Raw genomic sequence first — 25,148 nt, 5'->3', positions numbered from 1 at the left:
CAGTTTTTAAATAGAAAAAATTTTTTCCTACATCAATTTCATCAGTCCATTTTAGACTTTTAAATACAAATTTTGCTCGAAGAAAATACGAATACACTTTGGGGACTCGCTTTCTTCTGCTTCTTAATGGACAAAACTAATTATCACAAAAAATTCGTATATTATTGGTGAATTTTTTGTTAAGATCATGCATGATGCTTCTTTTACAACAAAAAGGCATCTGCTAGAAATAACCAATTCCAGCAAATGCCTATATGAAAATTTATTCCATTAAATAATGGACTTGATCTGCAAATGTTAATATCGATGGATTCCAATTTCTAATTGGACATTCGATCACTTTATAGGGAATGCCCATTTTATAGATAAATTCAGCAAATTTTTTATCTAACCAAGGTGGCGTCCATGCACCTGAACGACAAATGTGAATAGCTGAAATTTTATTTTTTGTATGTAACTCATTAATTTTCGGGTATTCAATATGATAAAGGTCGTTCATTTGTTGGAAGTTTTCTGGTTTCTCAGCAGTAAAGGGTCCATAGATGATATGGGCCTCATCTACTTTTTTATTTTTCAACAGTTTTCCAAGCCAATTTGCACAATTAACTTCAAATTCTAGAGAGGAAATGCCTCCATAGCCTAAATCTGAATGTGCATCAAATAGATACACTTCATCACAATTATTGTCTTGTGCGATTTTATACGATAATGCATGTGAATCTGAAACAAACACGGTAATATGTGAATCAAATTCAAATATCTCTTTCATCTTCTCCCAAAACTTATTCACTTCAGATGAAAGTTGGAATCTATTTTGAATATTTTTTCCTTGTGCCTTCAACTTAAGGTATCGTTTATACCATAAATCAATCATTGTTCTTTTGTTTTCAATACTAGATACACAATTTTCATTGTCTAACGATATAAAATAGTCCCAATCAATAGATAATAAACTGTTTCCCATGACAATCACCTCTAATAAGTTTAATCACAGATTATCTATTTTGATATTTCACCCAATTACTGACAAGAAGACTTCCAAATGGACGTTTCACTTTATTAGCAATTGAAGCAGTTGAGTGCTAAATTTCTAACAATTTAATTGTAGTTCTCTTATTTTCTAAAGTCAATTTTGCTGTCGTATCCGTTTTAAAAGGTTTTTTAGTTCTAAATAAAAAAGATGATCTAAAAATAGCTAGATCATCTTTTTTATTGCAATAATATTTGATTAAACAAGTGGGGGTTAATCGATAATTGTAATTTTGTGTTCATAAAGCTCTCCTGGATACTCAATCGATAAAAATGAAAGTAAAGGGAGTTTTAAATCCTGTGGAATCCGAAAGTGAACATTGTTGATATGGATACGACGGCCAAGTTTATAGAGACTCTCATAAAGCGAATCCTTTGTATGCAAAACTACATTTTCCCCCATTTTTGAAACATACTCTACAACATAATGCATATTTTCCTTGTGAATATTTAGTGTCAGCATTTATATCACTTCCCTTTCTCATATTACTATTCAAGGCAAACTTAAATAGTAATAACATTATAGCATAAAACAGAATTATTATTACATAAATAAGCATAATAATCACTTCGTTATTATTTTCACATTGAAAATAAGTACATTTATTGCTAAAAATTTTATAATGCATTTTATGATTGAATCGAATAATTGTTAACGATTCTCTACATGTAAAAAAATTTGTCTAAAAATCCACTATTCTAAGTACTAGCATTAAATGTCATTTTAATGATAAAAGGACTGTTGCACAAAGTGGACAGTCCTTCAGCGTATTGAAATATAACTTTAATAAACAAAAATGACACATTAATTACTTTCACTCCCATTTATAACCTAGCATAACGATCATAGATATCTTGTAATGTATCACACCCAATGTTCCTAGCTCTTTCAAGATAAAGACTCCATAGCTTTGCGGTTAATATTGCATCTCCTAAGGCATGATGTCTATTGACAACTTTTATATCATTGTACTTGCAAAAATCCTCAAGTTTCACAAGATCTAGTTGGCTATCTACAATTTTAAATAAAAATGTAGTGTCGATAATACGTTGTTTAAATGGTGTTTTGAATAACCGAGTGTATGCATGCTTAAAAAAACTTCTTTCATGATTTGCATGATGTGCTACTAGTGTCGAATCCTTAGCAAACTCAAGAAATTGTAACAGTACATTAGAAGCTAATGGAGCATTCTTGATGTCATCATTTTGAATGCCAGTTAACTGCACTATATCCGATGGAATTTCCATTTCAGTAAACAAAAGTGAATAGAATGTATCATCATGGTATATAGTAGAACCACTCATTTTAATCGCACCAATCGACAGTATCTTGTCACCTTTTTCTGGGAAAAAACCTGTAGTTTCTATATCAAAAACAACTACTTTTAGCTCGCTTAACGGAGTAGATAAAGCTTCTTCATGCTTTATCTCTTTTTGAAGACCTCTTAAAAACGCAATTTGTTGTGGATTTTGAATATCAGCAAATCCCCCTGTATTTCGCCTTCCTTGAATTGATCGTAGTAATTGTTGAAAAGATTCGAAAGCCATTTTTAACATCCTTTTTGAATAAGCTCAATTACATCATCATGTAGTCGAATACCCGTCTTTAAAATTTGCTTAATCTCACTCTTTTCTTTCTTTCCCAACCTCTTTAAGCTTAAAAAATGTGTATCTGTATAACTATTTACCGTATACAAAGAAAGTCGATATTTTAGTAGATGATCAAAGTTACTCTGGCAATTACAAAGAACGTCTATATATTCATCCTTTTGAATCAATCGATGCATACGCATGAGTGTAGAAGTTTCATAAATCCCTTCCTTAATCGATAATAGTCGAATTGCATTAACATATGGGACAAATGCAGAATATTTTAAATCAACACTCCCTTGATATTTCCCGAATCGTTCAACTATAATTTGCCCCAAAGGACCGATCACGTTTTTTATATGCATGATATTAGCCTGAAAACGCTTAAGTAAATTTGGATTTATTCTTTGATAATCATAAATTACCGTTTTCAATTGTCTAATATAATTAACTTTACCTTCAACAACCCTTGCATCATAAAATATCTGCAAATAACGAATCGCTTCCCAACTTTCTGATTCCATCCAATTAAGAAGTTGTATTTTCCATCCTTCAATTGATTTACACCAAAGAGGATTGGAACTCATTATATTTCCTTTACAATAAGGATACCCCACGAATGCAAGACCATCTGACAGCTCCTCCCCAAGAGCTTTGAAATAGACTGTACATTCTTTATTGTCTTTTTCATAGACAAGACCGTGATCTTGATCACTGATGAAACCTTGCTCTAATCTTCCTCCACTTCCTGTCACAAACCAAGAAAAGTTACAAGGTGGTACCCCTTTGTTTAATTTTATAATTGCCACCTGAAATACTTTTCTCATTACTTGATCATGGAATAGATTCAATCCCTTTATATCATCTTTGAACTGAAAAATAGTTTTTTCTTTCCATTCTTTAATTGATTCATATGTTAACACCCCAGTGTTCAAACAGTAGCACTTCCTTTTTATAGAAAGCTATTTAAATAGACTTTTTAGTTATGAACTCATGTGAGTTTTACTAACAATAACAGTTGCATCTTTTTCTTGTGCCATTTGCTCTGGATAACCATAGCTACCATGCTCACTCATATCTAACCCCATAATTTCTTCTTCTTCGCTAACACGAATTCCTCCCATGACTTTCTTCATTACCCAAAGAATTGCAAATGAAACCACAAAAGCATAAAGTCCTGAAACTGCAACCCCCATGAATTGAACGCCTAATTGATGAAGACCACCACCATAAAATAATCCCGGTTTACCAACAGTAGCTAATTCTTTTGTTGCAAAAAATCCTGTAGATAATGTACCCCATATACCAGGGATACCATGTACTGATACCGCGAAGATTGGATCATCTACTCTTCTCTTTTCTAAGAAACGAGCACTATAGAAAGTTAAAATCCCTGCGATAAATCCAATTACAACTGAAGCCCATACATCTACGAAAGCACAAGATGCTGTAATCGCAACTAATCCTGCTAGCGCACCATTTAAAATCGTTGGAATATCAGGTTTCCCTAATACTATCCAAGAAATTAATGTTGCTGCTACTGCACCAGCGCCTGCTGCTAAATTTGTATTAAGTGCTACAAAGCCGAAGAATGCTTTATCAACAGAAACTGTACTCCCTGCGTTAAATCCAAACCAACCTACCCAAAGAATTAGGACTGCTAATGCCGTATACACTTGGTTGTGACCTGCGATATTATTTGCGGAGCCATCTTTATTAAATTTACCGATACGAGGTTTTAACAAGATTGTTGCAGCTAGAGCTGCCATTGCGCCTGTTAGGTGAACTACCGTAGAACCAGCAAAATCTTGTTTGCCGTGTTCTGCTAACCAGCCGCCTCCCCAAATCCAGTGAGCAATAACTGGATAGACTAAAATGCCAAATAAAATGGTGAAAACTACATAAGCTGAAAATTTAGCACGTTCAGCGAAACCACCTAGAGCAACTGTAATTGAAATGACCGCAAACGCTAATTGGAAAACAAAGAAAACAGTTGTTGCTAAACCAGCATCTTTTACTTGATCTCCAGAGTAGAAAAAGTCCGTCATCCCCACGAAGAAGTTTGCATTTCCTCCAAAAATCAAACCATAGCCTAATGCCCAGAATACTAATGACGCTAAGCCAAAAGTGAAAATTGTTTTACCTGCTACGTGACCAGCATTTTTCATTCTTGTGGAGCCAGCTTCTAATAAGATAAATCCACCAATCATTAAAATAACTAAAATTCCACTGACCATTGTCCACAAGCTATTCATCAGATACGTTGCATCCATGAATATCATCCCCATTCCTTTATGTTATTTTATCAAACAATTATATGTTAGGTTTTCTAACATATTTGTTATTGATTTATATTTTACACTTAACAACTGATTAGTCAATAGAATTTTCTTAATTTTTTATTATTATGTTAGATTTTATTACATGCATTACAATGAAACGCTTTCATTTTTGAAACACATATTTTACATTTAGACAATTTTATAGCTTTACCTGCGTTAGTAGCTTGAGCTAGTAAATCTTGCTCGATAGCCTATACTTTTTTTACAAAATAATTTCTAACATGATTTTCAATTTTCGTGTAGAGCATAGAGAAGCACCTGTTCCAGAAAAAGAGCGATAAAAAAGCAATGCAAATTATCAAAAATTCGCATTGCTTCCCCTTTTATTTTTCTATTACAGTTTTTCAAAAATCAAGCTCATCATCTATTTTACAGTTACATTTTTTAAATCATCCGCTTCTGTTGGGTGTGGATGATAATTTTCTACATTACTTCTCGCTCCTACAATCGGTGTAGAATGGACCAGTGGTAGTACCGGAATAATGTCACGCAAACGATTTTGTATATCTGCATAAATTTGTTCTCTTTTTGTTCGATCTGTTGTAGAACGTGCTTCTGCTAACCATTTTTGAATTTTCTCATCATGCAGCTGCGAATTATTTAAAGCGCCAGAATCATAGAAGAATAGAGATAACAAGTTATCAGGGTCTCCGTTATCACTCGTTCCACCAAGCAGGAATAATTGTGCTTCACCTTTACGTGTTTTCTCTAAATAAGTTGCCCACTCGTACGTTACTATTTTTGTTTTCATACCTATTGTTTCTAAATTTTTCTGAATGGCTTCTGCCACTTTTTGTCCATCAGGCATATAAGGACGAGGAACAGGCATTGCCCATAACTCCACTTCTTTTCCATCATAAGAAGATTCTTTTAACAAAGATTTTGCCTTTTCAACATCAAATTGATATGGTTGTGTATTTTCGTTATAGCCAAGAGCTGTCGGCTGTAATGGATTCTTCGCTTCAGTTGCAAATCCTTCAAAAAAGCTATTGACAATCGCTTGACGATCAACTGCCATACTTACTGCTTCTCGTACTTTTTTGTCATCAAATGGTTTTTGAATCATCGTCATCCCTAAATAACCTACGTTAAATGATGGTCTTTTCAATAATTGTAGATTTTGATCTTGTTCAATTCTCGTATGGTCACTTGGACTTAATCCATCCGCAATATCAATTTCGCCTGTCACTAAGCTATTTAACCTAGCTGAGTTATCAGGTAATGTACGATAAATTAGTTTTGAAACTTTTGGATAACCTTTTTGCCAGTAGTTCGGATTCTTTTCAAGTTCAATTGTATTATTTCGTTTCCAACTCACAAATTTAAATGGTCCTGTACCAACTGGCTTTTCTCCAAAGTGATCCCCTTCTTCCTCGATCGCGGTTGGACTAGCGATAGAAAATGCTACCATTGCTAGATTGTTTAATAATGCTGCAGAAGGTTTTTTCAATTTCAATTCAAAAGTATTATTGTTTACCGCTTTTACAGAATCAATAATATGTTCCTTATCCCCTTTGTATCCACCAAACATATCTCCATAATACGGAAATTTCTCGGCTGAACCATTCATCCAGCGTTCAAAGTTTTTCACAACTGCTTGGGCATTAAAATCGGTTCCATCTTGGAATTTAACGCCATCTTGAAGTGTAAAGGTATACGTTAATTGATCCTTAGAAATTTTCCATTCCTTTGCCAAGCTTGGTTTAATTGATGTATCATCTTCTCCAAACTGGACCAGTGTTTCATAAATATTTCTAGCTACTTTGAACGATTCTCCATCTGTTACGGTAATAGGGTCAAGCGAAACAGAATCAGTGCCTCTACCATAAACTAGTGAGTCTTGGGCATTTCCGTTTTGCTCTGATTTGCTTTCATTATTTGTAGCATCCTTTCCACAAGCACTTAATACGATTAAAATCATTGTCATTAAACTAAAAATAAACCACTTCCTCATAAAAATCCCCCTTCACATTTTAAACTGAATATTCAGAATTTATTATATATGAAAATATTATGAAATGATAGATAAAAAAAGCCGTCAATGATTAGAATACACACTCAGAACAAGATCCTATTTTTTGTTAAACCAGCTGGAAGTTTGTCAAATGGAGTTGCATTCTGAAAAATTGAAATAGATTTGAAAGACGTTTACACTAATTATATTGAACATTTTGTCAAATTATTTAAAGTATTATTATTTATTCTATAACTCGTGAAGAAGGAGGTTTGTTAGATATGCCAATATGTCGGCAATGTGGTCATAAATGGAGTTGGAAAGAGACTTTTGTTAAATTGTATACATTTAAAAACAAGCTTACATGTTCATACTGCAAGTCTAACCAATACATTTCCAAGAAATCAAAAGATCAATTAAGTTTGTATACAATTATAGTTCCTTTGGTTTATATTCCACTAGTTTCAATTGGAGTTTCTATAGGTTATATCTTAACTTGTGGAATAACTACGTATATTTTGATGTCAATATGCATGCCCTTTTTGATAAAACTAAGTAATGAGGATGAACCAATGTGGTAGATCTTTTTTAGATCATAAATCTTATTAAACTACAAAAAAAATCATTGAACTTGCTGACTTTTTGTATCTCTTTAAATAGATTATCTTGGCATAAAAAAAAGACAGGTTAACCTGTCTAATCTTTTCGCTGATCCATTTTTTCATATATAGCCCTTAATATCTCATTCTTTTCTTGTTGAACTTTAAGGAATTTAATGAGAAACCAAATTACAAAAACAACTGGAGCTATGTAAAAGAAAAAAGTTAAGATTGGAAAAATAGTAAAAATTGCATCACCGAATCCCATTCCCATTTATTTCTCACCTCTCTTTTGTAGAATTATACCATATCTAAAGTTAGTTATTTGCTCGCGAATAAGTAGTTCACTTTGTTTAAGTACAAAACTTCTCTATTCATGTTTGTTCCCCGTAAAAATCTCAACACCATAAATCAACTTCTCCCAAGCGATTGTTGCAGTGGCGATGTCTCTCCTTCAGTATAATTCATAATATCGAATATATTAATTTCATCATCATTAATAAATAATTTTCCAGTACCCCATTGCATGAAAAAAGTGAAGAAAACTCAATCCATGTCTATCAGAAATCATTCCCCTCACTTTGCAATCAACGAAGAATTACTACCCTCTCCATATTAATTGGTTATTTGAGGTATTTTCCTGGAAATTACCAATGAAGAATCGGTAGATTAGGCTGCTTTTTGTTCAGTTTCAATATGAATCTCTTTCTTTTTCATTTGCCAGAAATAATAGAAAGTTAAACAAATACTTAACGTTCCAAAAAATAGAACCATATTTTCAAGCCCCATTAAGTCTAAAAGCGCACCTGTTGCAAGTAATACAAGTTGAAATGAAGTACGATCTAACATATTGCGAAACGAAAAGAAACGACCATGATATTCTTTCGGTACTTGTTTTTGAAAGATTGTCATAACTGTTGGAAAAAAGCAACCTACTGCAAATCCAAATAACGCAAATGTAGTAAGTGAAATAATCGGTAAATGAGCAAAATGTAATAATAATTCAGCCACTCCAATAATGACTAATGAGAAAAATAATATAGTATTCGTTTTAAACTTTGAACTTAAATAGTTGATCGCAATCGATCCTAACATAAAGGATATGCCCTCAACTGTATATATAAGCCCTTTAATTGAAGAAGAGTCTTGTATTTCACTAATACTAATAACGAGTAAATTAAACGACCCTAAAAATAAAACGGGTATGAAAGATAAGATTAATGTGTATCTAACGCCTGCATCACGTTTTAACAATGGAAAAACTTCTTTGAAACTACCTTTTTCCTTAACCTCTTTTGCTGAATGTTGTTTAGGTCCATCTTTTGTTTCAGGGATTTTAAGTAAAAATGTAAACAGTAACATAACGATATAAGCTATCATTGATATACCATAGAGTGCACTGATAGGTGCGTATACTAATACTAAACCAGCAATCGCTGTACCTGCTACTCGTGCAACTGTCGATATATTCATATCCCATCCATTTAATTGCAACAAATCCTTTTCATCAACAATCAATGGAAGAGAGGCCTGCAATGCTGGAAAATAAAACGCAGCCGCTATTTGCATTGTTACAAGAAATACAATCATCCAGGAAATTGAATCTGTAGCTATTGCAATAAACATAAAGACTACACTAATTACTCGACCTAAACCTGATAAAACTAATATGTTTTTCTTCTTGGATTGATCTATCACTCTACCAGCATAAGGTCCTACTAATATCCCTGCAAGTAATCCTGTAGCTAGAATAAGTGATTTCAAAAAATCTGACGGTACCCGTTCTTGCATAAACTCCAGATTGCCAATTATTCCAGCCCATAAGCCTAATCCAGCTATTAATTCACCAGAAAGGATTATCCAAACATTCTGATTTTTCCACATATTTTCACCTCCAAAAAGAAAGGAACTGCTTCCAGTTCCTTTCTAACATTTAATGGCTCTATTGTATCGTATATCGAATATTTAGACTACCTAATTATTAAAATTAACTTTTAACATCCACTGCTGGAAGTTTTTGCACGTAGATAATTTCACCATCTGTATCCACATCTACTGCATACGATCCATTTGAGAAGCGATCCGCTAATCGATATTGATCTTCACGTAATTCTTCTACTACGCCTTTTTCAGTAGTGATTTGAATTCCTTCCCCTTTTTCTACGTATATTACATTAAAAATACGATGAGGATTTTTCTTCAATTCATGGAGGATCAGTACTCCTCGAAGAGCACGGTTACCTGTTTCTACTTCATCTAAGGCCATTTTCTTAACTGCACCTCGATGCGTAATAACCATTACTTTCCCTTTATGATGTTCTGGAATGGCATTAGCAACTTGAATGTAATCCCCTTCTTTTAGATTCATTGCTTTTACACCAGCAGTTTTGATACCAGTATCTTGCACTTCATCTAACTTAAAGCGAATTGAATAACTACAGTAAGATGTTAGCAAAACTTCAATCGTTGGATCTACAATATCAGCAAAAATCACAACATCGTCTTTTTTAATATTCATCATTTTTAATGGTTTTGTATATCGTTGGACAAGGAATTCCGATAGAATCGTACGTTTGATTTGACCATTTTTTGTAATGGTTAATACATATTTGTTTGCATTAAAGTCAGTAACTCCACACGCATTAATAATATTTTCATCAGCGTCTAATGGCACAATACTTGAAATATGTTGACCTAAATCCTTCCAACGGATATCAGGTAATTCATGCACGGGTTGGAAAATATAATGTCCTTTATCTGTAAATACTAATAGATGTTGCTGTGTATTTAGAGTAGATTCATATAATAAATGATCTGACTCTTTCATTTCGAAATCCTTACCATTTGATGCATTATATGATCGCATACTCGTACGTTTAATATAGCCATCTTTTGTAACCGTAACTACAACATCTTCACTTGGAATTAATACTTCCATATCGACCTTAATATCTTCAATTTCATCTTGTATTAAAGATCTTCTTGGCTCAGCAAAACGTTTTTTGACATCTTGCAATTCTTTTTGAAGGACTTTTACCAATTTGGCATCACTATCTAAAATGTTTTGTAACTCTATTATTTTCTTTTCTAATTCTGATTGTTCATCACGTAATTCTGTTATATCCGTATTTGTTAATCGATATAATTGTAATGAAACAATCGCTTCAGCTTGTACTTCAGTAAAGGCAAATTTTTGTTGTAGATTGTTTTTTGCATCTTTTTTATCTTTTGAAGCACGGATTGTTGAAATAACCTCATCTAAAATAGATAAAGCCTTCATCAAACCCTCAACAATATGTAAACGATCTTTTGCCTTTTTAAGCTCAAATTTAGAGCGTCTAATGACGACTTCTTTTTGATGTGCAATATAAGCGTCTAAAAGTAGTGGCAAGCTCATCATTGTAGGACGACGATTATAGATTGCAATCATATTGAAATTATAAGTGACTTGAAGATCTGTATTTTTTAACAGATATTTCAAAATAGGTTCGCCACTTATATCTTTCTTTAGTTCAATGACAATACGTAAACCTGAACGATCTGATTCATCCCGTACTTCCGCAATTCCTTCTAGACGTTTGTCTAATCTCATTTCGTCCATTTTCTTAACTAGATTCGCTTTGTTTACATCGTAAGGTATTTCAGATATGACAATTTGTTCTTTTGAACCTTTTAATTGTTCGATTTCTGCTTTAGCGCGAACAATTATTTTACCTCTACCTGTTTCATAAGCTTTTTTAATACCTTCAATCCCTTGAATAATCCCACCAGTAGGAAAATCAGGACCTTTCATAACTGTCATTAACTCATCTACTGAAGCTTTCGGATTCTTTAAACGCATTAAAACTGCATCTAAAACTTCTGCTAAGTTATGAGGTGGAATATCTGTAGCATAACCTGCAGAAATCCCTGTTGAGCCATTTACAAGCAAATTTGGGAATCGTGAAGGCAAAACAGTAGGTTCCATATCTTGGTCATCAAAGTTCGGAACAAGATCCACCGTATCTTTTTGAATGTCACGAAGCATCTCTGCAGAAATCGTAGATAATCGCGCTTCTGTGTAACGCATTGCAGCAGGTGGATCACCATCCAAAGAACCATTGTTACCATGCATTTCAATAAGCATGTGGCGTGCTTTCCAATCTTGACTCATACGTACCATTGCTTCATAAACGGAACTATCACCATGTGGATGATAGTTACCAATTACATTCCCTACTGTTTTTGCAGATTTACGAAATGGTTTTTCATGTGTGTTTCCTTCCATAAACATCGCATATAAAATACGACGTTGTACAGGCTTAAGTCCATCTCTTGCATCCGGAAGAGCACGGTCTTGAATAATATATTTACTATATCGACCAAAACGATCACCGATGACTTCTTCTAATGGCAAGTCTTGATATTTCTCTGATTGTGTCATTTAAGCTCTTCCTCCTCTTGTTGTACAAATTCACTTTCTAAAATGTTGTTGTCTTCCTCTAATCCAAAATCAACATGGGATTCAATCCATTTTCGACGTGGTTCAACTTTGTCACCCATTAATGTAGCAACACCTTTTTCTGCACGTTCCACATCATTAATTTTAACGCGTACTAATGTACGAGTTTCTGGATTCATCGTTGTTTCCCAAAGTTGTTCAGCATTCATTTCCCCTAGACCTTTATACCGTTGTAAAATATAACCTTTACCAATCTTTTTGATGGCTTGTTGAAGGTCTTTTTCAGTCCAAGCGTACTCGACAACTTCTTTACGACCAGTACCTTTTGAAACCTTGTAAAGTGGTGGTAATGCAATATAAACTTTGCCTGCTTCAACAAGTGGTCTCATGTAGCGGAAAAAGAATGTTAATAACAACACTTGAATATGTGCTCCATCGGTATCGGCATCGGTCATGATAATGACTTTATCATAGGCTGAATCATCCACATTAAAGTCAGAACCAACCCCCGCTCCAATAGCATGAATTATCGTAGCGATTTCTTCGTTTTTCATAATATCTTGCAATTTTGCTTTTTCTGTATTAATAACTTTACCTCGAAGCGGCAATATTGCTTGGAAAGTGCGATCACGACCTTGTTTAGCGGAGCCTCCCGCTGAATCACCTTCGACAAGGTATAATTCATTTTTAGCAGCATTTTTGGATTGTGCTGGTGTTAACTTACCAGATAAAAGCGTACTTTGTTTTTTAGTTTTTTTACCATTCCGTGCATCTTCTCTTGCTTTTCGTGCAGCTTCACGAACTTGCTGAGCTCGAATAGCTTTCCGTACAAGCGATGCACTTAGTTCAGCATTTTCTTCTAGAATATACATCAATTGTTGTGATATTACCCCATCAACTGAACTTCTAGCTTCTGATGTACCAAGTTTACCTTTTGTTTGCCCTTCAAATTGCAATAAATGTTCAGGTATACGAACAGATATAATCGCTGCAAGACCTTCTCGAATATCAGATCCATCCAAGTTTTTATCTTTTTCTTTTAACAGTCCAATTTTACGAGCATAATCATTAAAAACACGAGTCATCGCAGCTTTGGCACCTGTTTCATGCGTACCACCATCACGTGTTCGCACGTTGTTAACAAATGATAGAATTGTTTCAGAATAACCATCGTTAAACTGAAAAGCAAATTCTACCTCAATTTCGTCTTGTGTTCCTTCCACATATTTAACAGGATGTAAAACGTCTTTTTCCTCGTTTAAATAAGCTACAAACGCTTCGATCCCATTTTCATAATGATAAACTTCATGACGCTCTGTTGCTTCTTCAAATAATTCGATTTTTAAATTTTTAAGCAGAAATGCGGATTCACGTAGTCGTTCTGCTAATGTATCAAAATTATATTTTGTAGTAGAAAAAATGGTTTCATCTGGTTTGAAATGAATAAATGTACCTGTTTCTTTTGTTTTTCCAATTTTCTCTAAAGTGGTAACGGGTTTCCCACCATTTTCGAAACGCATTCGATACATATTACCATCACGATGAATAACAACTTCTAACCATGTTGATAGTGCATTTACGACTGATGCACCTACACCATGTAAACCACCACTTGTTTTGTAGCCACCTTGTCCAAATTTCCCACCTGCATGTAAGATGGTGAAAATTACTTCTGGAGTTGGTTTACCTGTTTTGTGCATCCCTGTAGGCATACCTCGTCCAAAGTCACGCACGCTAATACTTTGATCAGCATGAATTTTTACAATGATATGAGAACCAAAACCTGCTAGAACTTCATCCACAGCATTGTCAACGATTTCATAAACGAGGTGATGCAAACCTCTACCATCAGTTGAACCAATATACATTCCCGGACGTTTTCTAACAGCTTCTAACCCTTCTAGTACTTGAATGTCATCTTCATTGTAAGACGTGATTGTCTGTTTACTTGTCAAAAAAATTCCCCCTAAATACAAACACCCGTTCTACTTTTATTCATATTAAACACAATCATTGGAACTGTCAACTTCTTGCATTTTATATACATACAGCATTTATTGTATCAAACGTTGAATTGAAAGGAAAATAAGAATATGATTAAAAAGCGAATAAAGTTGATGATTGTGCATTCTACTGACTTCGTGATAAACTATTAGTACAATATAATAGTACCAACTACTAAAAGTAAGAGGGAGTTTTTTATGGATTTGATTTATGTTTTGGTGATAGCCTATCTAATAGGATCAATTCCTTCAGGGCTATGGATTGGCCAAATATTTTATAAAACAGATATCCGAAAGCACGGTAGTGGCAATCTAGGTGCGACTAATACATTTCGTGTACTTGGTAAAAAAGCTGGAATAGTGGTAACACTAATGGATATTTTGAAAGGAACAGTTGCTACACTTATACCAACAATTGCTGTTTTTTCTAATAGTGGTGTACATCCACTTATAGCAGGGATCGTAGCAGTTTTCGGCCATATGTATCCTATTTTTGCTGGTTTTCGTGGAGGCAAAGCTGTGGCAACTTCAGCAGGTATTTTGCTTGGTTATCATTGGCCAATCTTTGTATTATTAGTTATTGCTTTTTTACTTTGTTTAAAAGTATACAAAATGGTTAGTCTTGCGTCTATGTTTGCAGCAGTGGTTGCTTTTATTTATGCACTTATTTATGCGATTCTAGAAAAAGAGTATTTACTCTTAATGATTATAACAATTATAGTAGTCTTTATATTCTATCGTCATCGCGCGAATATTTCACGTATTAAACATGGTACAGAGCCAAAAATAACTTGGTTATAATTAAGGGAGTGTTCACATGAAAATTGTGATATCAAATCAAGCTTTACAATGGTTTTCAGATGAAATGGAAGTTCAACCAGGTGACACAATTCGCTTCTATGCTCGTTATGGAGGATCCAATCCTTTTCATGAAGGTTTTTCGCTAGGCATGAATAAAGATGAGCCTATGAATCCCTCCGTCTTAACAAAACATAATGATGTTACTTTCTTTATCGAAGAAGACGATGTTTGGTTTTTCAATAACCATGATTTATATGTAGACTTTGATCAAGAAAAAGACGAACTTAGTTATGATTATAAATAATATACATACAAAAAGCATGCTAGCTATTTAGTAGCATGCTTTTTGTTTTGGCTTCAGCCTTTTAAAGAATAAATTATTTTTGAATTTCTGCTATTTCTTTATATTTGTTATACCATACTTCATCTACTCTATTAAATGCAACAGGGTGGAAATTTTCTTTTTTTACTACAATATGTTCTGAAGTGGCAGTAGCAGCAACTGTGCCATCACTATGTAAAATTTCATAGGCATAAACTGTACGTAATCGATCCTGCGATTTCACCCAAGTACGAATTATGGCTTTTTCACCATATCGTAAAGCAGCTTTATAACTTATATTTACATTCATTACAGGAGATACATATCCATCCGCTTCAAATTTAGTTACTGAAAATCCTAGATCGCGAATTAGTTGTGTTCTACCTACTTCCATCCATATTACATAATTCGCATGATAAACAACACCCATTTGATCTGTTTCAGCATAGCGAATTTCAATTTCTTTTTCACTTACAAACATTTCTTTCACCTCAAACATTAGTATAGCGAACTTTCTTCAAAAAATCATATTTTAGATGAATCCATTTCATAAATCCATTTTTTTAAAATACGAATATCTTCACACCTGTCATTATTCCTTTTGGATGTTCCTCTTCAAACGTCGCTTTCCACAGGCTTTACTTTAATCCCACTGACCAGCACGATGTTGGTCAGTGGGGATTTGCCAGAGGACGTGAAGTTCTTATCCTTTGTTCTATAAAACCATTCTAAGACAATTCAATTCAAGTTTTTCCCGTAGGACATTGAATGGGCTTCCTTGAATTCGTACCGCACAAAGAAAATAAGAATACTTTATAGAGGACTCTTCGTCGAAAACGTTGCAATTTATAAAATTACAAAACAAAATGAATTCTTTCGTTACATTAGATTTTTTATCAATAACATTGATTGATCTAAGTGTTTTTTATATGATTGGATCTCCTTTTTTTTCAAACCAACCAAATGCAACTTCTGCCTTTACAGTTTTATTTCCTGGAGAAACTAAAAAAATGACAAATGATCCACCTGATGAAAAAATATATTTCCCATCTTCATCACTTACTAAAGTACTATTTGGTGGTACAATTCTTTTGAAAACATTTACGCCATTCTTCGGTGCATCTTTTACAAATTCTGCAAACTTAAGTTTAGATTTCGGTTTAGGCAGTGGGGACAGAGTTGTATTGGATGGTGATACTTTATCCGAGGTTTTTGGCTTACCAGATAGTGTTGGATTAAACCAAATTTCAGCTACAAACGGTTCATCAGAATGATTTGTAATTGTAAATGCATTTACAAACAAATGAACATCTGAATACTGAGGAGTAAACAAACCTCCCCATGCATTTCTGCCTTTTCCTAGACGAATTGTTTCGGTTTGACCAACAAAATATTTTCCTTGTAAAGATTGAAATAATGGGTTAGGAATGTCGACAACTTTATTGAATTTATCATGATTAAACGCAGTCATAAGAATATCTCCCTCCTTTCTCTTTATAAAAATATATGTAAATTTATAAAGAAAATATGGACAAAAACATTAAAAAAATAAATAAAAACATAAAAGTCGAACTCCTTTTGATTAAGGAGTTCGACTTTTTAACTTTCATTTATTCAATTACCACAACATTATAGGTATAAAATTAAACTTTTTTATCTTTTACTCGCTTCATTTGCACCGAATAAGCCAATTGATTTGTTTTTGTACCATACATTACTCCAATAACGATGTGGTACTGGTCCATAACCAGCATATGGAGCAATTTCAATGGTTAATCCTGGTTTCTTTTGATTTACTATAAACCAATCAGCAGATGATCCAGAACCTCTGTACAATAGTGGAGGAACAACTGTATAACCTGTAATTCTTGCAACACTCTTTGCTAATTTTAAGTCTCTCGTAAGAGTTGATCCTTTTTGGAAATTAAACCAATAGACAATTTGTCCAGATGAGTGGTAGGATAAATCTGTTTTAAAATGATGGCGTTGTACAAATGCTTTTAAAGCTTGTGCTTCAGGTTCAGAGAATGCACTTGTACCTTTATAGTTCATATAAGATTTAGGTGTAGTAGCGAGATATTTCCATAATCCATCAAAATTACGGTTTAAGTCAACACCTCGACCATTTGCCTTCCAACGTTTAAAATTATTGCTTCCATGATTATATTTCTTGAGGCTTTTTCTATATTTACTATCCATCGAAGCAATTCCCTTTTGTACTAATGTAACACCATCAGGATTCATCATCGGTACAAACCAAATACTCGTTTTATCTAAAACACGTTTGACGTTATACCCCGCGTAATTTGTTCCTTTTCGATATGAAACAGTATACTGATCAATCATTTCCATCAGAACATTTGTTGTCATATGTTCTCTCGCGTGCATAGCAGCATCCATTAAAATTTCTTTCTCGCCATTCCCTACTCGTAATGCGTAAATAGATCTTCCTTGTACGGATTCACCGATCTTTTCAACTTCAGTAAATTCTGGATATAACTGCGCAATGACACGAAGATAGTAATTGTACATACCATATGTAATGTTCTTTGTTGGATTAACTATATTAGAATGGTTATAGTATTTAAGATTTACATAACCTGTTTTCCCCATATAATTAATAATTCCTTTATTCCCTTTTAAGCCTTTTAAACTAACAACTTGTCCTTTATCAATTGTTCCCATTTTGTTACCTTTAGAAGTATAAATAGCGTTTGTTTTACTGACTGTTAATGTGATCGGATAGGTGGATTTTATTAATGTTCCAAGCGATGCAGGTTTTTCTGTAGGAATTGTCCCTTTTTTGAGGATTGCATACATTTGACTTCCAACTTGAATAATATGATATTTTGTTGTTGATTTTGCTACTTTTACGACTGCTCCGTTCACTAATGAGCCCATTGGTTTGTACTTACTACCGTTGATTTTATACATTTTAACGAAGCTTGTGGCAACCTCTACATTGCTATTTTTCTTGTACTTGATATTGACATCACTTATAGGAATATATCCTCTTACTCCAGCAATTGATACCACATAATAATCTTGTACTACATCTATTACTTTAAATGTCGTTTCTTCTGATCCTTCGACAAGAATATTTGAATTGCGATCTTTTTCAGCATAAATATTAAAATTACTTTTAGTAGTAATCATCAGATTTCGCTTTTTAGTTACATCTGAAGAGTTTTCAGTCGAAGTGATTAAGTGATCCGCTTTAATCCAATATGTATGTTCCCCTATAAGAATTTCGAAATAATCCTCATTTGATGATTTTGTTACATAATATGTATGTTCATTTGCTGATAATTTTAAGTTTGTTGGTTGTAATGATTCCGGTGTAAAAAGCTCTGCATCTGAACTGATTTTAGCAAAATTCCCGATCATTTGATTTTCATTTTCAGAGGAAGTTGCATCATTCGTCTCAGTTTGATTTTGATCTCCTTCCGTATTATTTTCTGTTACTTTGATTGGATTGCCTTGTCCACTTACTTCAGCCGCGAATGCGTCATTTGATAGTAAACTCATCGACACCAAAAATCCTGATGAATAGATAAGCAATCGTTTCATTTTATTTTGCATTTCCATTGTTTTCTAACACCTCATTTATTAACTAGTATAAATATACCATAATAATGATTACTTTGGTTTGTTTTGACAGAGGTCGATGTTTTCCACCTCTCATTTAATAAAAAAAATAGCAAAAAAATACATGTGCACAGTATTGTGCACATGTATGAAAATGTTCATTTATAACGAACTTATTTTGCTAATTTGTTACGTAATACCATTTGTAGGATACCGCCGTTACGGTAGTAATCTACTTCTACTTCTGAGTCGAAACGAGCAAGTGCTTTGAATTCTTTTGTAGAACCATCTTTAGCAGTTGCAGTTACAGTTAAGATATCACGAGGTTTAACACCTTCAGCAATGTTAACTGCAAATGTTTCTTCACCAGTAAGACCTAGAGAATCAGCGTTTTGACCATCAACAAATTGTAATGGAAGAACACCCATCATTACTAGGTTAGAACGGTGGATACGTTCGTAAGATTCAGCGATAACTGTTTTAACACCTAGAAGGTTTGTACCTTTAGCTGCCCAGTCACGTGAAGAACCCATACCGTAGTCTTTACCAGCAAGTACTACTAAACCAGTGTGGTTTTTAGCATATTTCATTGCTGCATCATAGATGTATTCAACATCACCTGTTGGCCAGTAAGTAGTGAAGCCACCTTCTGTACCAGGAGCGATTTGGTTACGGATACGGATGTTAGCAAATGTACCACGCATCATAACTTCATGGTTACCACGACGAGAACCGTAAGAGTTGAAGTTACGTGGTTCTACACCATTTTCACGTAAGTATTTACCAGCAGGAGTATCTTTACCAATTGCACCTGCAGGAGAGATGTGGTCAGTTGTAATTGAGTCACCAAACTTAGCTAACACACGTAAGCCAGATAGTGTTTGGATATCTTCTGGTTTAGCTGATAAGTGTTGGAAGAATGGTGGATTTTGAATGTAAGTTGATTTATCATCAAATTCATATAATGAATCAGTTGAAGTTTCAATTGCATTCCATTTTTCGTTTGCGTTGAATACTGTTTCATATTCTTTTTGGAATAATTCACGAGTTACAACTTTAGAAAGTACTGCGTTCACTTCTTCAGTTGATGGCCAGATATCATCGAAGAATACATCTTTACCATCTTTGTCTTTACCGAATGAATCTTTACGTAGGTCAACATCTACAGTACCAGCTAATGCATAAGCAACAACCAATGGTGGTGAAGCTAAGTAGTTAGCTTTTACTAATGGGTGTACACGACCTTCGAAGTTACGGTTACCAGAAAGTACTGAAGTTACGAATAAATCGTTAGATTTGATTGCTTCTTCGATTTCAGGTAGTAATGGACCTGAGTTACCGATACATGTAGTACAGCCGTAACCTACAGTGTTGAAACCAAGTTGGTCAAGGTATTGTTGTAAACCAGAGTCTTTTAAGTAACCTGTAACAACTTTAGATCCTGGAGCCAATGAAGTTTTAACCCATTTAGGAACAGTTAAGCCTTTTTCGATCGCTTTTTTCGCAACAAGACCAGCAGCGATTAAAACGTATGGGTTAGAAGTATTTGTACATGAAGTAATTGCAGCGATACCAACAGCACCTGCAGGAATTACTACATCGCCTTCAGCAAATTTAGCAGTTGCTGTTTTTGTGAATTCATCTTCAGTTAAACCGAAGCCTTGAACGCCAGCTGGAGCAACTACTACTTCGTGGTAGCGTTTTTTCATATTAGAAAGTGGAATCAAATCTTGTGGACGTTTTGGACCAGAAAGGTTTGGTTCGATGTCGTTTAAGTTGATTTCTAATACATCTGTGTAAGTTGGTTCTAATTCTGGGTCAAAGAACATGTTGTTTGCTTTTAAGTATGCTTCTACAACTTGGATGTGTTCTTCGTCACGACCAGTTAAACGCATATAGTTAAGTGATTCTTCATCGATTGCGAAGTAACCACAAGTTGCACCATATTCAGGAGCCATGTTAGAGATTGTAGCACGGTCAGCTAATGGAAGTTGAGGTACGCCAGGTCCGAAGAACTCAACGAATTTACCTACAACACCTTTTTTACGTAACTCTTGAGTAACTTTAAGAGCTAAGTCAGTAGCTGTTGTACCACTTGGAAGTTTACCAGTAAGTTTAACACCGATAACTTCTGGGATTGGGAAGTATGAAGGTTGTCCTAGCATACCAGCTTCAGCTTCGATACCACCAACGCCCCAACCAAGAACACCGATACCGTTGATCATAGTTGTATGAGAGTCAGTACCAACTACTGAGTCTGGGAATGTTTCGAATGTACCATCAGCATTTTCGTTTACGTGAACGACTGGTGCTAGGTATTCAAGGTTAACTTGGTGTACGATACCAGTTGCTGGTGGAACAGCACGGAAGTTATCGTAAGCAGTTTGTGCCCATTTTAAGAAGTTATAACGTTCTGCGTTACGTTCGAATTCAAGATCCATGTTTGCTTGTAATGCAGATGAGTTACCGTATTTATCAACTTGTACTGAGTGGTCGATTACTAAGTCAACTGGAATAGCAGGGTTGATTTCGTTAGCGTCGCCGCCCATTTCTTTCATTGCTGTACGTAGAGATGTTAAGTCAACTACTACTGGTACACCAGTGAAATCTTGTAGTACTACGCGAGATGGTTTGAAAGGTACTTCAGCGTTTGCGTCTGAATCTTTACCCCATTTAGCTAAGTTGTCTACGTGTTCTTCTTTGATTACGTAGCCGTCATATTGACGTAATACTGATTCTAATAATACTTTGATTGAATAAGGAAGGCGTGAAACTTTTGCTACGCCAGCTTCTTCGATCGCAGCTAGACGATAAAAGTTGTAAGTTTTACCGTTAACTTCGAAAGAAGAACGACTATTATGCAAGTTGTTGTTTGCCATTGTTCGGTTCCCCCTCTAAATAAACTAATGAAAAGGCTTTATAATTGAGCTTCTTTTCTCCAAAACCAATCATAATAGAAAAAGATACATAAGTAAATAACATTAAATTTATACTTTGTGATAAGAAAAAATTATGACTTGTTACTCTAGAAACCGTTTCCGTACATTTTCTTTAGGAATTTTACATATATTTCTTGAATACGTAAATTTATAACGATTTCTGGATATTATTCGGTAAAAATAATCTCGGATTGGCGTAGGAATTACTTTGAAAATAATTAAAAACAAGTATGGAAAGTTTAAATTTTTTGCAATAAATAGTATTGCACTTGATTCCGTCAACATTTTTCCTTCCTGATAAACGACAATCGTATCGAGATTTTGAGTTAAATTTACTGGTAATAACTTTGTTGCGACCTTTCCTTGTAACGGTGCAAAATTAAAAACCGGTTCTCTTTCATGCTTTAATACAAATTGCACCGATCTTTGGCAAAACCCGCAATCACCATCATAGAAAAGAATCGAATTCATAACATCCTCCTTTATTTATTATAGAAGAAACACCAAATCCCCTAACATAGTACAGAAAATTAAAATTATTATCAATAAAAATACCCAGCTTAGGCTGAGCATTTTTTAGAAAATTATTCATCCATTAAGATAATATATGTTGCATGAATCGGTCCGTGTACACCAACAACGAGCTTCATTTCGATATCAGCTGAATTACTTGGACCAGATACGAAATCGATTGCTGATGGTAATGATTCACCTGATTCAATACGTTTGTTTAAAAGTTCAGCTACTTGTGTCATGCGAGGAACTATCATACTCTTTTTCACAATTGCTATAAAATTATTAGGCAAAAGCCCAACAGATTTTCCATGCGCTTGATCAGAAAATAACACAACAGTTCCCGATTCAGCTAGTACATATTCTGAAAAGGTTAATCCGATATTTGCTTTTTCAGCATTTTGTATATTTTGCTCGCCTAATTCTGGAAACCATTTCGAAACGTCATATCCTTTATTCGGCCATTTTTCTTCATATAATGGTTTTAAATTATAGTCATCAAACCGTGAATCTTGCCACATGGATATTGGACCGCCGCCGTATTGATCCACTACTTGTTCCAATGCATTAGGCAAATCTTTAACAGTTGTTGTTACTACATCTGTGTGAATTTTATCGCACTGCTTTTCTAGAATTTCTAGTAAATCATCTTGGGATAATCCCTGATAACCCTTTTTCTGTGGTGCGTACTTCCAATTCCTTTGTGGCTTCACTTTTGTATTGACAGTACGCTTTAAAGAATTCCCAATTGTTTCTAAAAATTCTTCACGATGTTGGATCATTATTTGTCACTACCTTTCTCATGTTCCTTGAACCAATCTCTGAATCGTTCTTTTTTAGGAGCTGGGAAATCTCGTACTTCAGTCCACGCTTTCAATGGTCCTGGGCCTTTTGAAATTTTTCCGTTTTTTGAAAGTGGTGCAACAACACGTGAAGCAATTTTAGCTCCAGTTGCATATATTGAACTTGATGAACCACCTAGACTAAATGCCTTCATTAACATAGCTTCTGAGATAGGAGCCTTTCCTTCTTGCTCCACGATTCGTTCACGATGTTTTAGTAGTAACTCATGTAATGGAATTTTTACTGGACATGCTTCAGAACATGCTCCACATAAAGAAGATGCATATGGCAGCTCTTTATAATCTTCGTATCCAGCTAGCAATGGTGTTAATACTGCTCCAATTGGTCCCGAATAAATTGAATTATAGGAATGCCCACCAATGTGTCGATACACGGGACAAACATTTACGCATGCACCACAACGAATGCATTGAAGAATAGATTGGAAATCAGTACCTAAGATATTTGAGCGACCATTATCAACAATCACTAGGTGGAATTCTTCTGGTCCATCTGTTTCACCAGGTTTTCTTGGTCCTGTCATCACATTAACATAGCTTGGTAATTTTTGACCAACTGCTGATCTAGTTAACATATTTACCAATACTTCGAGTTCTTCGAAAGTTGGGACTAGTCTTTCCATTCCCATTACTGTAATTTGAGTTTTTGGAATTGTGGTTACCATTCCAGCATTTCCTTCATTAGTTACTAAGCAAATCGAGCCTGATTCAGCAACAGCAAAGTTACAACCAGTAATCCCAATATCTGCAGTTAAAAACTCATTACGTAATGTAGTACGAACATGACGAGCTAATTCCCCTGCTTCGGCTGATTTTTGAGGATTATAATCTAATTTATCAACAAAAACATCTTTCACTTGTTGAGCATTTTTATGTAGTGCTGGTGCGACAATATGAGAAGGTTTATCATGATTATCAATTTGTAAAATGTACTCACCTAAGTCCGTTTCTACGACCGTACATCCTGCTTCTTCGAGTGCTTCATTCAAACTAATTTCTTCCGTTACCATCGATTTTGATTTGACAATTTTCTTGGCATTCTTTTTGGTAGCAACTTCTTGGATATAATCTGTTGCATCCTTTGCTGTTTTCGCAAAAAATACATGTCCACCAGCTTTTTCAACATTTTCAGCTAATTCATGTAAGTAGTAATCTAAGTTATTTAACACATGTTGACGAATTTCTTCTCCATGAGCACGCCATTCTTCCCAATCACCTAACTCTTCTGCAGCATTTATACGACCTGTACGAAGACGATCTTGAGCAGATACAACTGCACCTCTCATAAATGAATTATTTAAATTTTCTTCTACATTATCTTTAAATGTATGTTTGTTATATTGGATAGACATTGAATCCCCTTCTTTCTCTAATGGTGATTAAGAACTTCTGCAATATGCAGAACTTTTACATTTTCTCCTCGCCTTTGCATACGACCTCCAATGTTCATCAAACAACCACCGTCTGCTCCTATTAAGTAATCTGCCCCAGTTTGCAATGTACTATCTACTTTTTCATCTACCATTTGTTCGGAAATATTGCCCATTTTTACAGAGAACGTTCCCCCAAAGCCACAACAATTATAGCTGTTTGGCAAATCTACCATTTCTAAACCTTTCACATTACTTAAAAGTTTTTTTGGTGACTCTGATACACCCAAAAGTCGAGTCATATGGCATGATGGGTGATAAGTTGCTTTCCCCTCTAATTTTGCACCAACATCTTCTACATTTAATACATTAACGATAAAATCTGTTAATTCATATGTTTTTGAAGCTACCTTTTTGGCTTTTTCAAAGTATACTGGATCATCTTTAAAGACTGTTGGATATTCTCTAAACATAAATGCGCAAGATCCAGAAGGCGCTACAATTACTTCTGCATCCTCAAATGCTTCAATCATTTTTTTCATAGGTTCTTTTGCATCTTTTACATAACCAGAGTTATAGGCAGGTTGACCACAGCAAACTTGACCTTTTGGAAAGACTACTTCACATCCTAATCTTTCTAAGAGTTCAACAGTGGCTTTCCCTACATCTGTTTGAAACATATCTACAATGCATGTTGCAAATAACGAAACTTTCATTTTAAATGCCTCCTCAATAAGAAGTTAGGTCATCTGATGACCTAACGGATATTTTTATACTACACCCAAAATTTTTTA

The 25,148-nt window shown here is 34.5% G+C and carries 21 protein-coding genes; 3 read left to right on the top strand and 18 right to left on the bottom strand.

Annotated elements, in window-relative coordinates; genetic code table 11:
• Positions 1–262: 262 nt before the first annotated feature.
• The 6 genes from CEF14_RS04590 to CEF14_RS04565 all read right to left on the bottom strand — a co-directional run bounded on the left by CEF14_RS04590 (position 263) and on the right by CEF14_RS04565 (position 6,915).
• On the bottom strand, positions 263–964 hold the full coding sequence (locus CEF14_RS04590; RefSeq protein WP_102691764.1) for an arginase: 702 nt from the start codon (positions 962–964) through the stop codon (positions 263–265).
• Positions 965–1,243: 279 nt separating this feature from the next.
• Entirely contained in the window at positions 1,244–1,492 is a 249-nt protein-coding gene (locus CEF14_RS04585; protein WP_102691763.1) for a hypothetical protein, read from the bottom strand.
• A 362-nt stretch (positions 1,493–1,854) separates the two neighbouring features.
• Positions 1,855–2,577 (bottom strand): exonuclease domain-containing protein, encoded by a 723-nt coding sequence (locus CEF14_RS04580; protein WP_102691762.1) that lies wholly within the window; start codon positions 2,575–2,577, stop codon positions 1,855–1,857.
• A gap of 2 nt (positions 2,578–2,579) precedes the next feature.
• On the bottom strand, positions 2,580–3,554 hold the full coding sequence (locus CEF14_RS04575; RefSeq protein ID WP_245890047.1) for a DUF294 nucleotidyltransferase-like domain-containing protein: 975 nt from the start codon (positions 3,552–3,554) through the stop codon (positions 2,580–2,582).
• Positions 3,555–3,602: 48 nt separating this feature from the next.
• Positions 3,603–4,892 (bottom strand): ammonium transporter, encoded by a 1,290-nt coding sequence (locus CEF14_RS04570; RefSeq protein WP_102691761.1) that lies wholly within the window; start codon positions 4,890–4,892, stop codon positions 3,603–3,605.
• Positions 4,893–5,325: 433 nt separating this feature from the next.
• Positions 5,326–6,915: an ABC transporter substrate-binding protein gene (locus CEF14_RS04565; RefSeq protein ID WP_102691760.1), complete on the bottom strand. Its 1,590-nt coding sequence runs from the start codon at positions 6,913–6,915 to the stop codon at positions 5,326–5,328.
• Between the two features lie 281 nt (positions 6,916–7,196).
• On the opposite strand from CEF14_RS04565, the gene CEF14_RS19445 reads away from it, so the two are divergent.
• Positions 7,197–7,496, top strand: a complete 300-nt coding sequence (locus CEF14_RS19445) for a TIGR04104 family putative zinc finger protein (RefSeq protein ID WP_102691759.1) — start codon at positions 7,197–7,199, stop codon at positions 7,494–7,496.
• Positions 7,497–8,183: 687 nt separating this feature from the next.
• On the opposite strand, the gene CEF14_RS04555 is transcribed toward CEF14_RS19445, so the two are convergent.
• From CEF14_RS04555 to parE, 3 genes are all read right to left on the bottom strand, one after another.
• Positions 8,184–9,398, bottom strand: coding sequence for an MFS transporter (locus tag CEF14_RS04555; protein ID WP_102691758.1), 1,215 nt, complete (start codon positions 9,396–9,398; stop codon positions 8,184–8,186).
• A gap of 103 nt (positions 9,399–9,501) precedes the next feature.
• Positions 9,502–11,937, bottom strand: coding sequence for a DNA topoisomerase IV subunit A (parC, locus tag CEF14_RS04550; RefSeq protein WP_102691757.1), 2,436 nt, complete (start codon positions 11,935–11,937; stop codon positions 9,502–9,504).
• A complete protein-coding gene (parE, locus tag CEF14_RS04545; protein ID WP_102691756.1) occupies positions 11,934–13,910 on the bottom strand; it encodes a DNA topoisomerase IV subunit B in 1,977 nt (658 codons plus the stop codon). The genes parC and parE overlap by 4 nt, the downstream gene beginning before the upstream one ends.
• A gap of 246 nt (positions 13,911–14,156) precedes the next feature.
• On the opposite strand from parE, the gene plsY reads away from it, so the two are divergent.
• Positions 14,157–14,759, top strand: a complete 603-nt coding sequence (gene plsY / locus CEF14_RS04540; RefSeq protein ID WP_211284559.1) for a glycerol-3-phosphate 1-O-acyltransferase PlsY — start codon at positions 14,157–14,159, stop codon at positions 14,757–14,759.
• A 16-nt stretch (positions 14,760–14,775) separates the two neighbouring features.
• Entirely contained in the window at positions 14,776–15,063 is a 288-nt protein-coding gene (locus CEF14_RS04535) for a HesB/YadR/YfhF family protein (RefSeq protein WP_102691755.1), read from the top strand.
• 73 nt (positions 15,064–15,136) lie between these two features.
• Here the strand turns inward: CEF14_RS04535 and CEF14_RS04530 are convergent, their stop codons facing one another.
• The 9 genes from CEF14_RS04530 to CEF14_RS04495 all read right to left on the bottom strand — a co-directional run bounded on the left by CEF14_RS04530 (position 15,137) and on the right by CEF14_RS04495 (position 25,070).
• Positions 15,137–15,562 (bottom strand): acyl-CoA thioesterase, encoded by a 426-nt coding sequence (locus CEF14_RS04530; RefSeq protein WP_102691754.1) that lies wholly within the window; start codon positions 15,560–15,562, stop codon positions 15,137–15,139.
• Between the two features lie 444 nt (positions 15,563–16,006).
• A complete protein-coding gene (locus CEF14_RS04525; protein ID WP_102691753.1) occupies positions 16,007–16,552 on the bottom strand; it encodes a DUF6143 family protein in 546 nt (181 codons plus the stop codon).
• Positions 16,553–16,734: 182 nt separating this feature from the next.
• Positions 16,735–18,669 carry a M14 family zinc carboxypeptidase gene (locus CEF14_RS04520; protein ID WP_102691752.1) on the bottom strand — a complete coding sequence of 645 codons (1,935 nt, stop codon included), beginning with the start codon at positions 18,667–18,669 and terminating at the stop codon, positions 16,735–16,737.
• 173 nt (positions 18,670–18,842) lie between these two features.
• The gene (gene acnA / locus CEF14_RS04515; RefSeq protein WP_102691751.1) at positions 18,843–21,548 is read right to left on the bottom strand and encodes an aconitate hydratase AcnA; all 2,706 of its coding nucleotides are present in this window, start codon (positions 21,546–21,548) and stop codon (positions 18,843–18,845) included.
• Positions 21,526–21,651 (bottom strand): hypothetical protein, encoded by a 126-nt coding sequence (locus CEF14_RS19355; RefSeq protein WP_281256489.1) that lies wholly within the window; start codon positions 21,649–21,651, stop codon positions 21,526–21,528. Before CEF14_RS19355 ends, acnA begins: the two co-directional genes overlap by 23 nt.
• 38 nt (positions 21,652–21,689) lie before the next feature.
• Positions 21,690–22,079 carry a thiol-disulfide oxidoreductase DCC family protein gene (locus tag CEF14_RS04510; protein ID WP_102691750.1) on the bottom strand — a complete coding sequence of 130 codons (390 nt, stop codon included), beginning with the start codon at positions 22,077–22,079 and terminating at the stop codon, positions 21,690–21,692.
• A 113-nt stretch (positions 22,080–22,192) separates the two neighbouring features.
• On the bottom strand, positions 22,193–22,903 hold the full coding sequence (locus CEF14_RS04505) for a LutC/YkgG family protein (RefSeq protein ID WP_102691749.1): 711 nt from the start codon (positions 22,901–22,903) through the stop codon (positions 22,193–22,195).
• Positions 22,903–24,336 carry a LutB/LldF family L-lactate oxidation iron-sulfur protein gene (locus tag CEF14_RS04500; RefSeq protein WP_102691748.1) on the bottom strand — a complete coding sequence of 478 codons (1,434 nt, stop codon included), beginning with the start codon at positions 24,334–24,336 and terminating at the stop codon, positions 22,903–22,905. Before CEF14_RS04500 ends, CEF14_RS04505 begins: the two co-directional genes overlap by 1 nt.
• Before the next feature lie 17 nt (positions 24,337–24,353).
• Positions 24,354–25,070 carry a (Fe-S)-binding protein gene (locus tag CEF14_RS04495; RefSeq protein ID WP_102691747.1) on the bottom strand — a complete coding sequence of 239 codons (717 nt, stop codon included), beginning with the start codon at positions 25,068–25,070 and terminating at the stop codon, positions 24,354–24,356.
• Between the last annotated feature and the right edge of the window lie 78 nt (positions 25,071–25,148).

The organism is Rummeliibacillus pycnus (genome assembly GCF_002884495.1).
GTDB classification, from domain to species: domain Bacteria; phylum Bacillota; class Bacilli; order Bacillales_A; family Planococcaceae; genus Rummeliibacillus; species Rummeliibacillus pycnus.
Note: the sequence above shows the minus strand (reverse complement) of the source record. Positions and strands in the feature narration are given on the sequence as shown.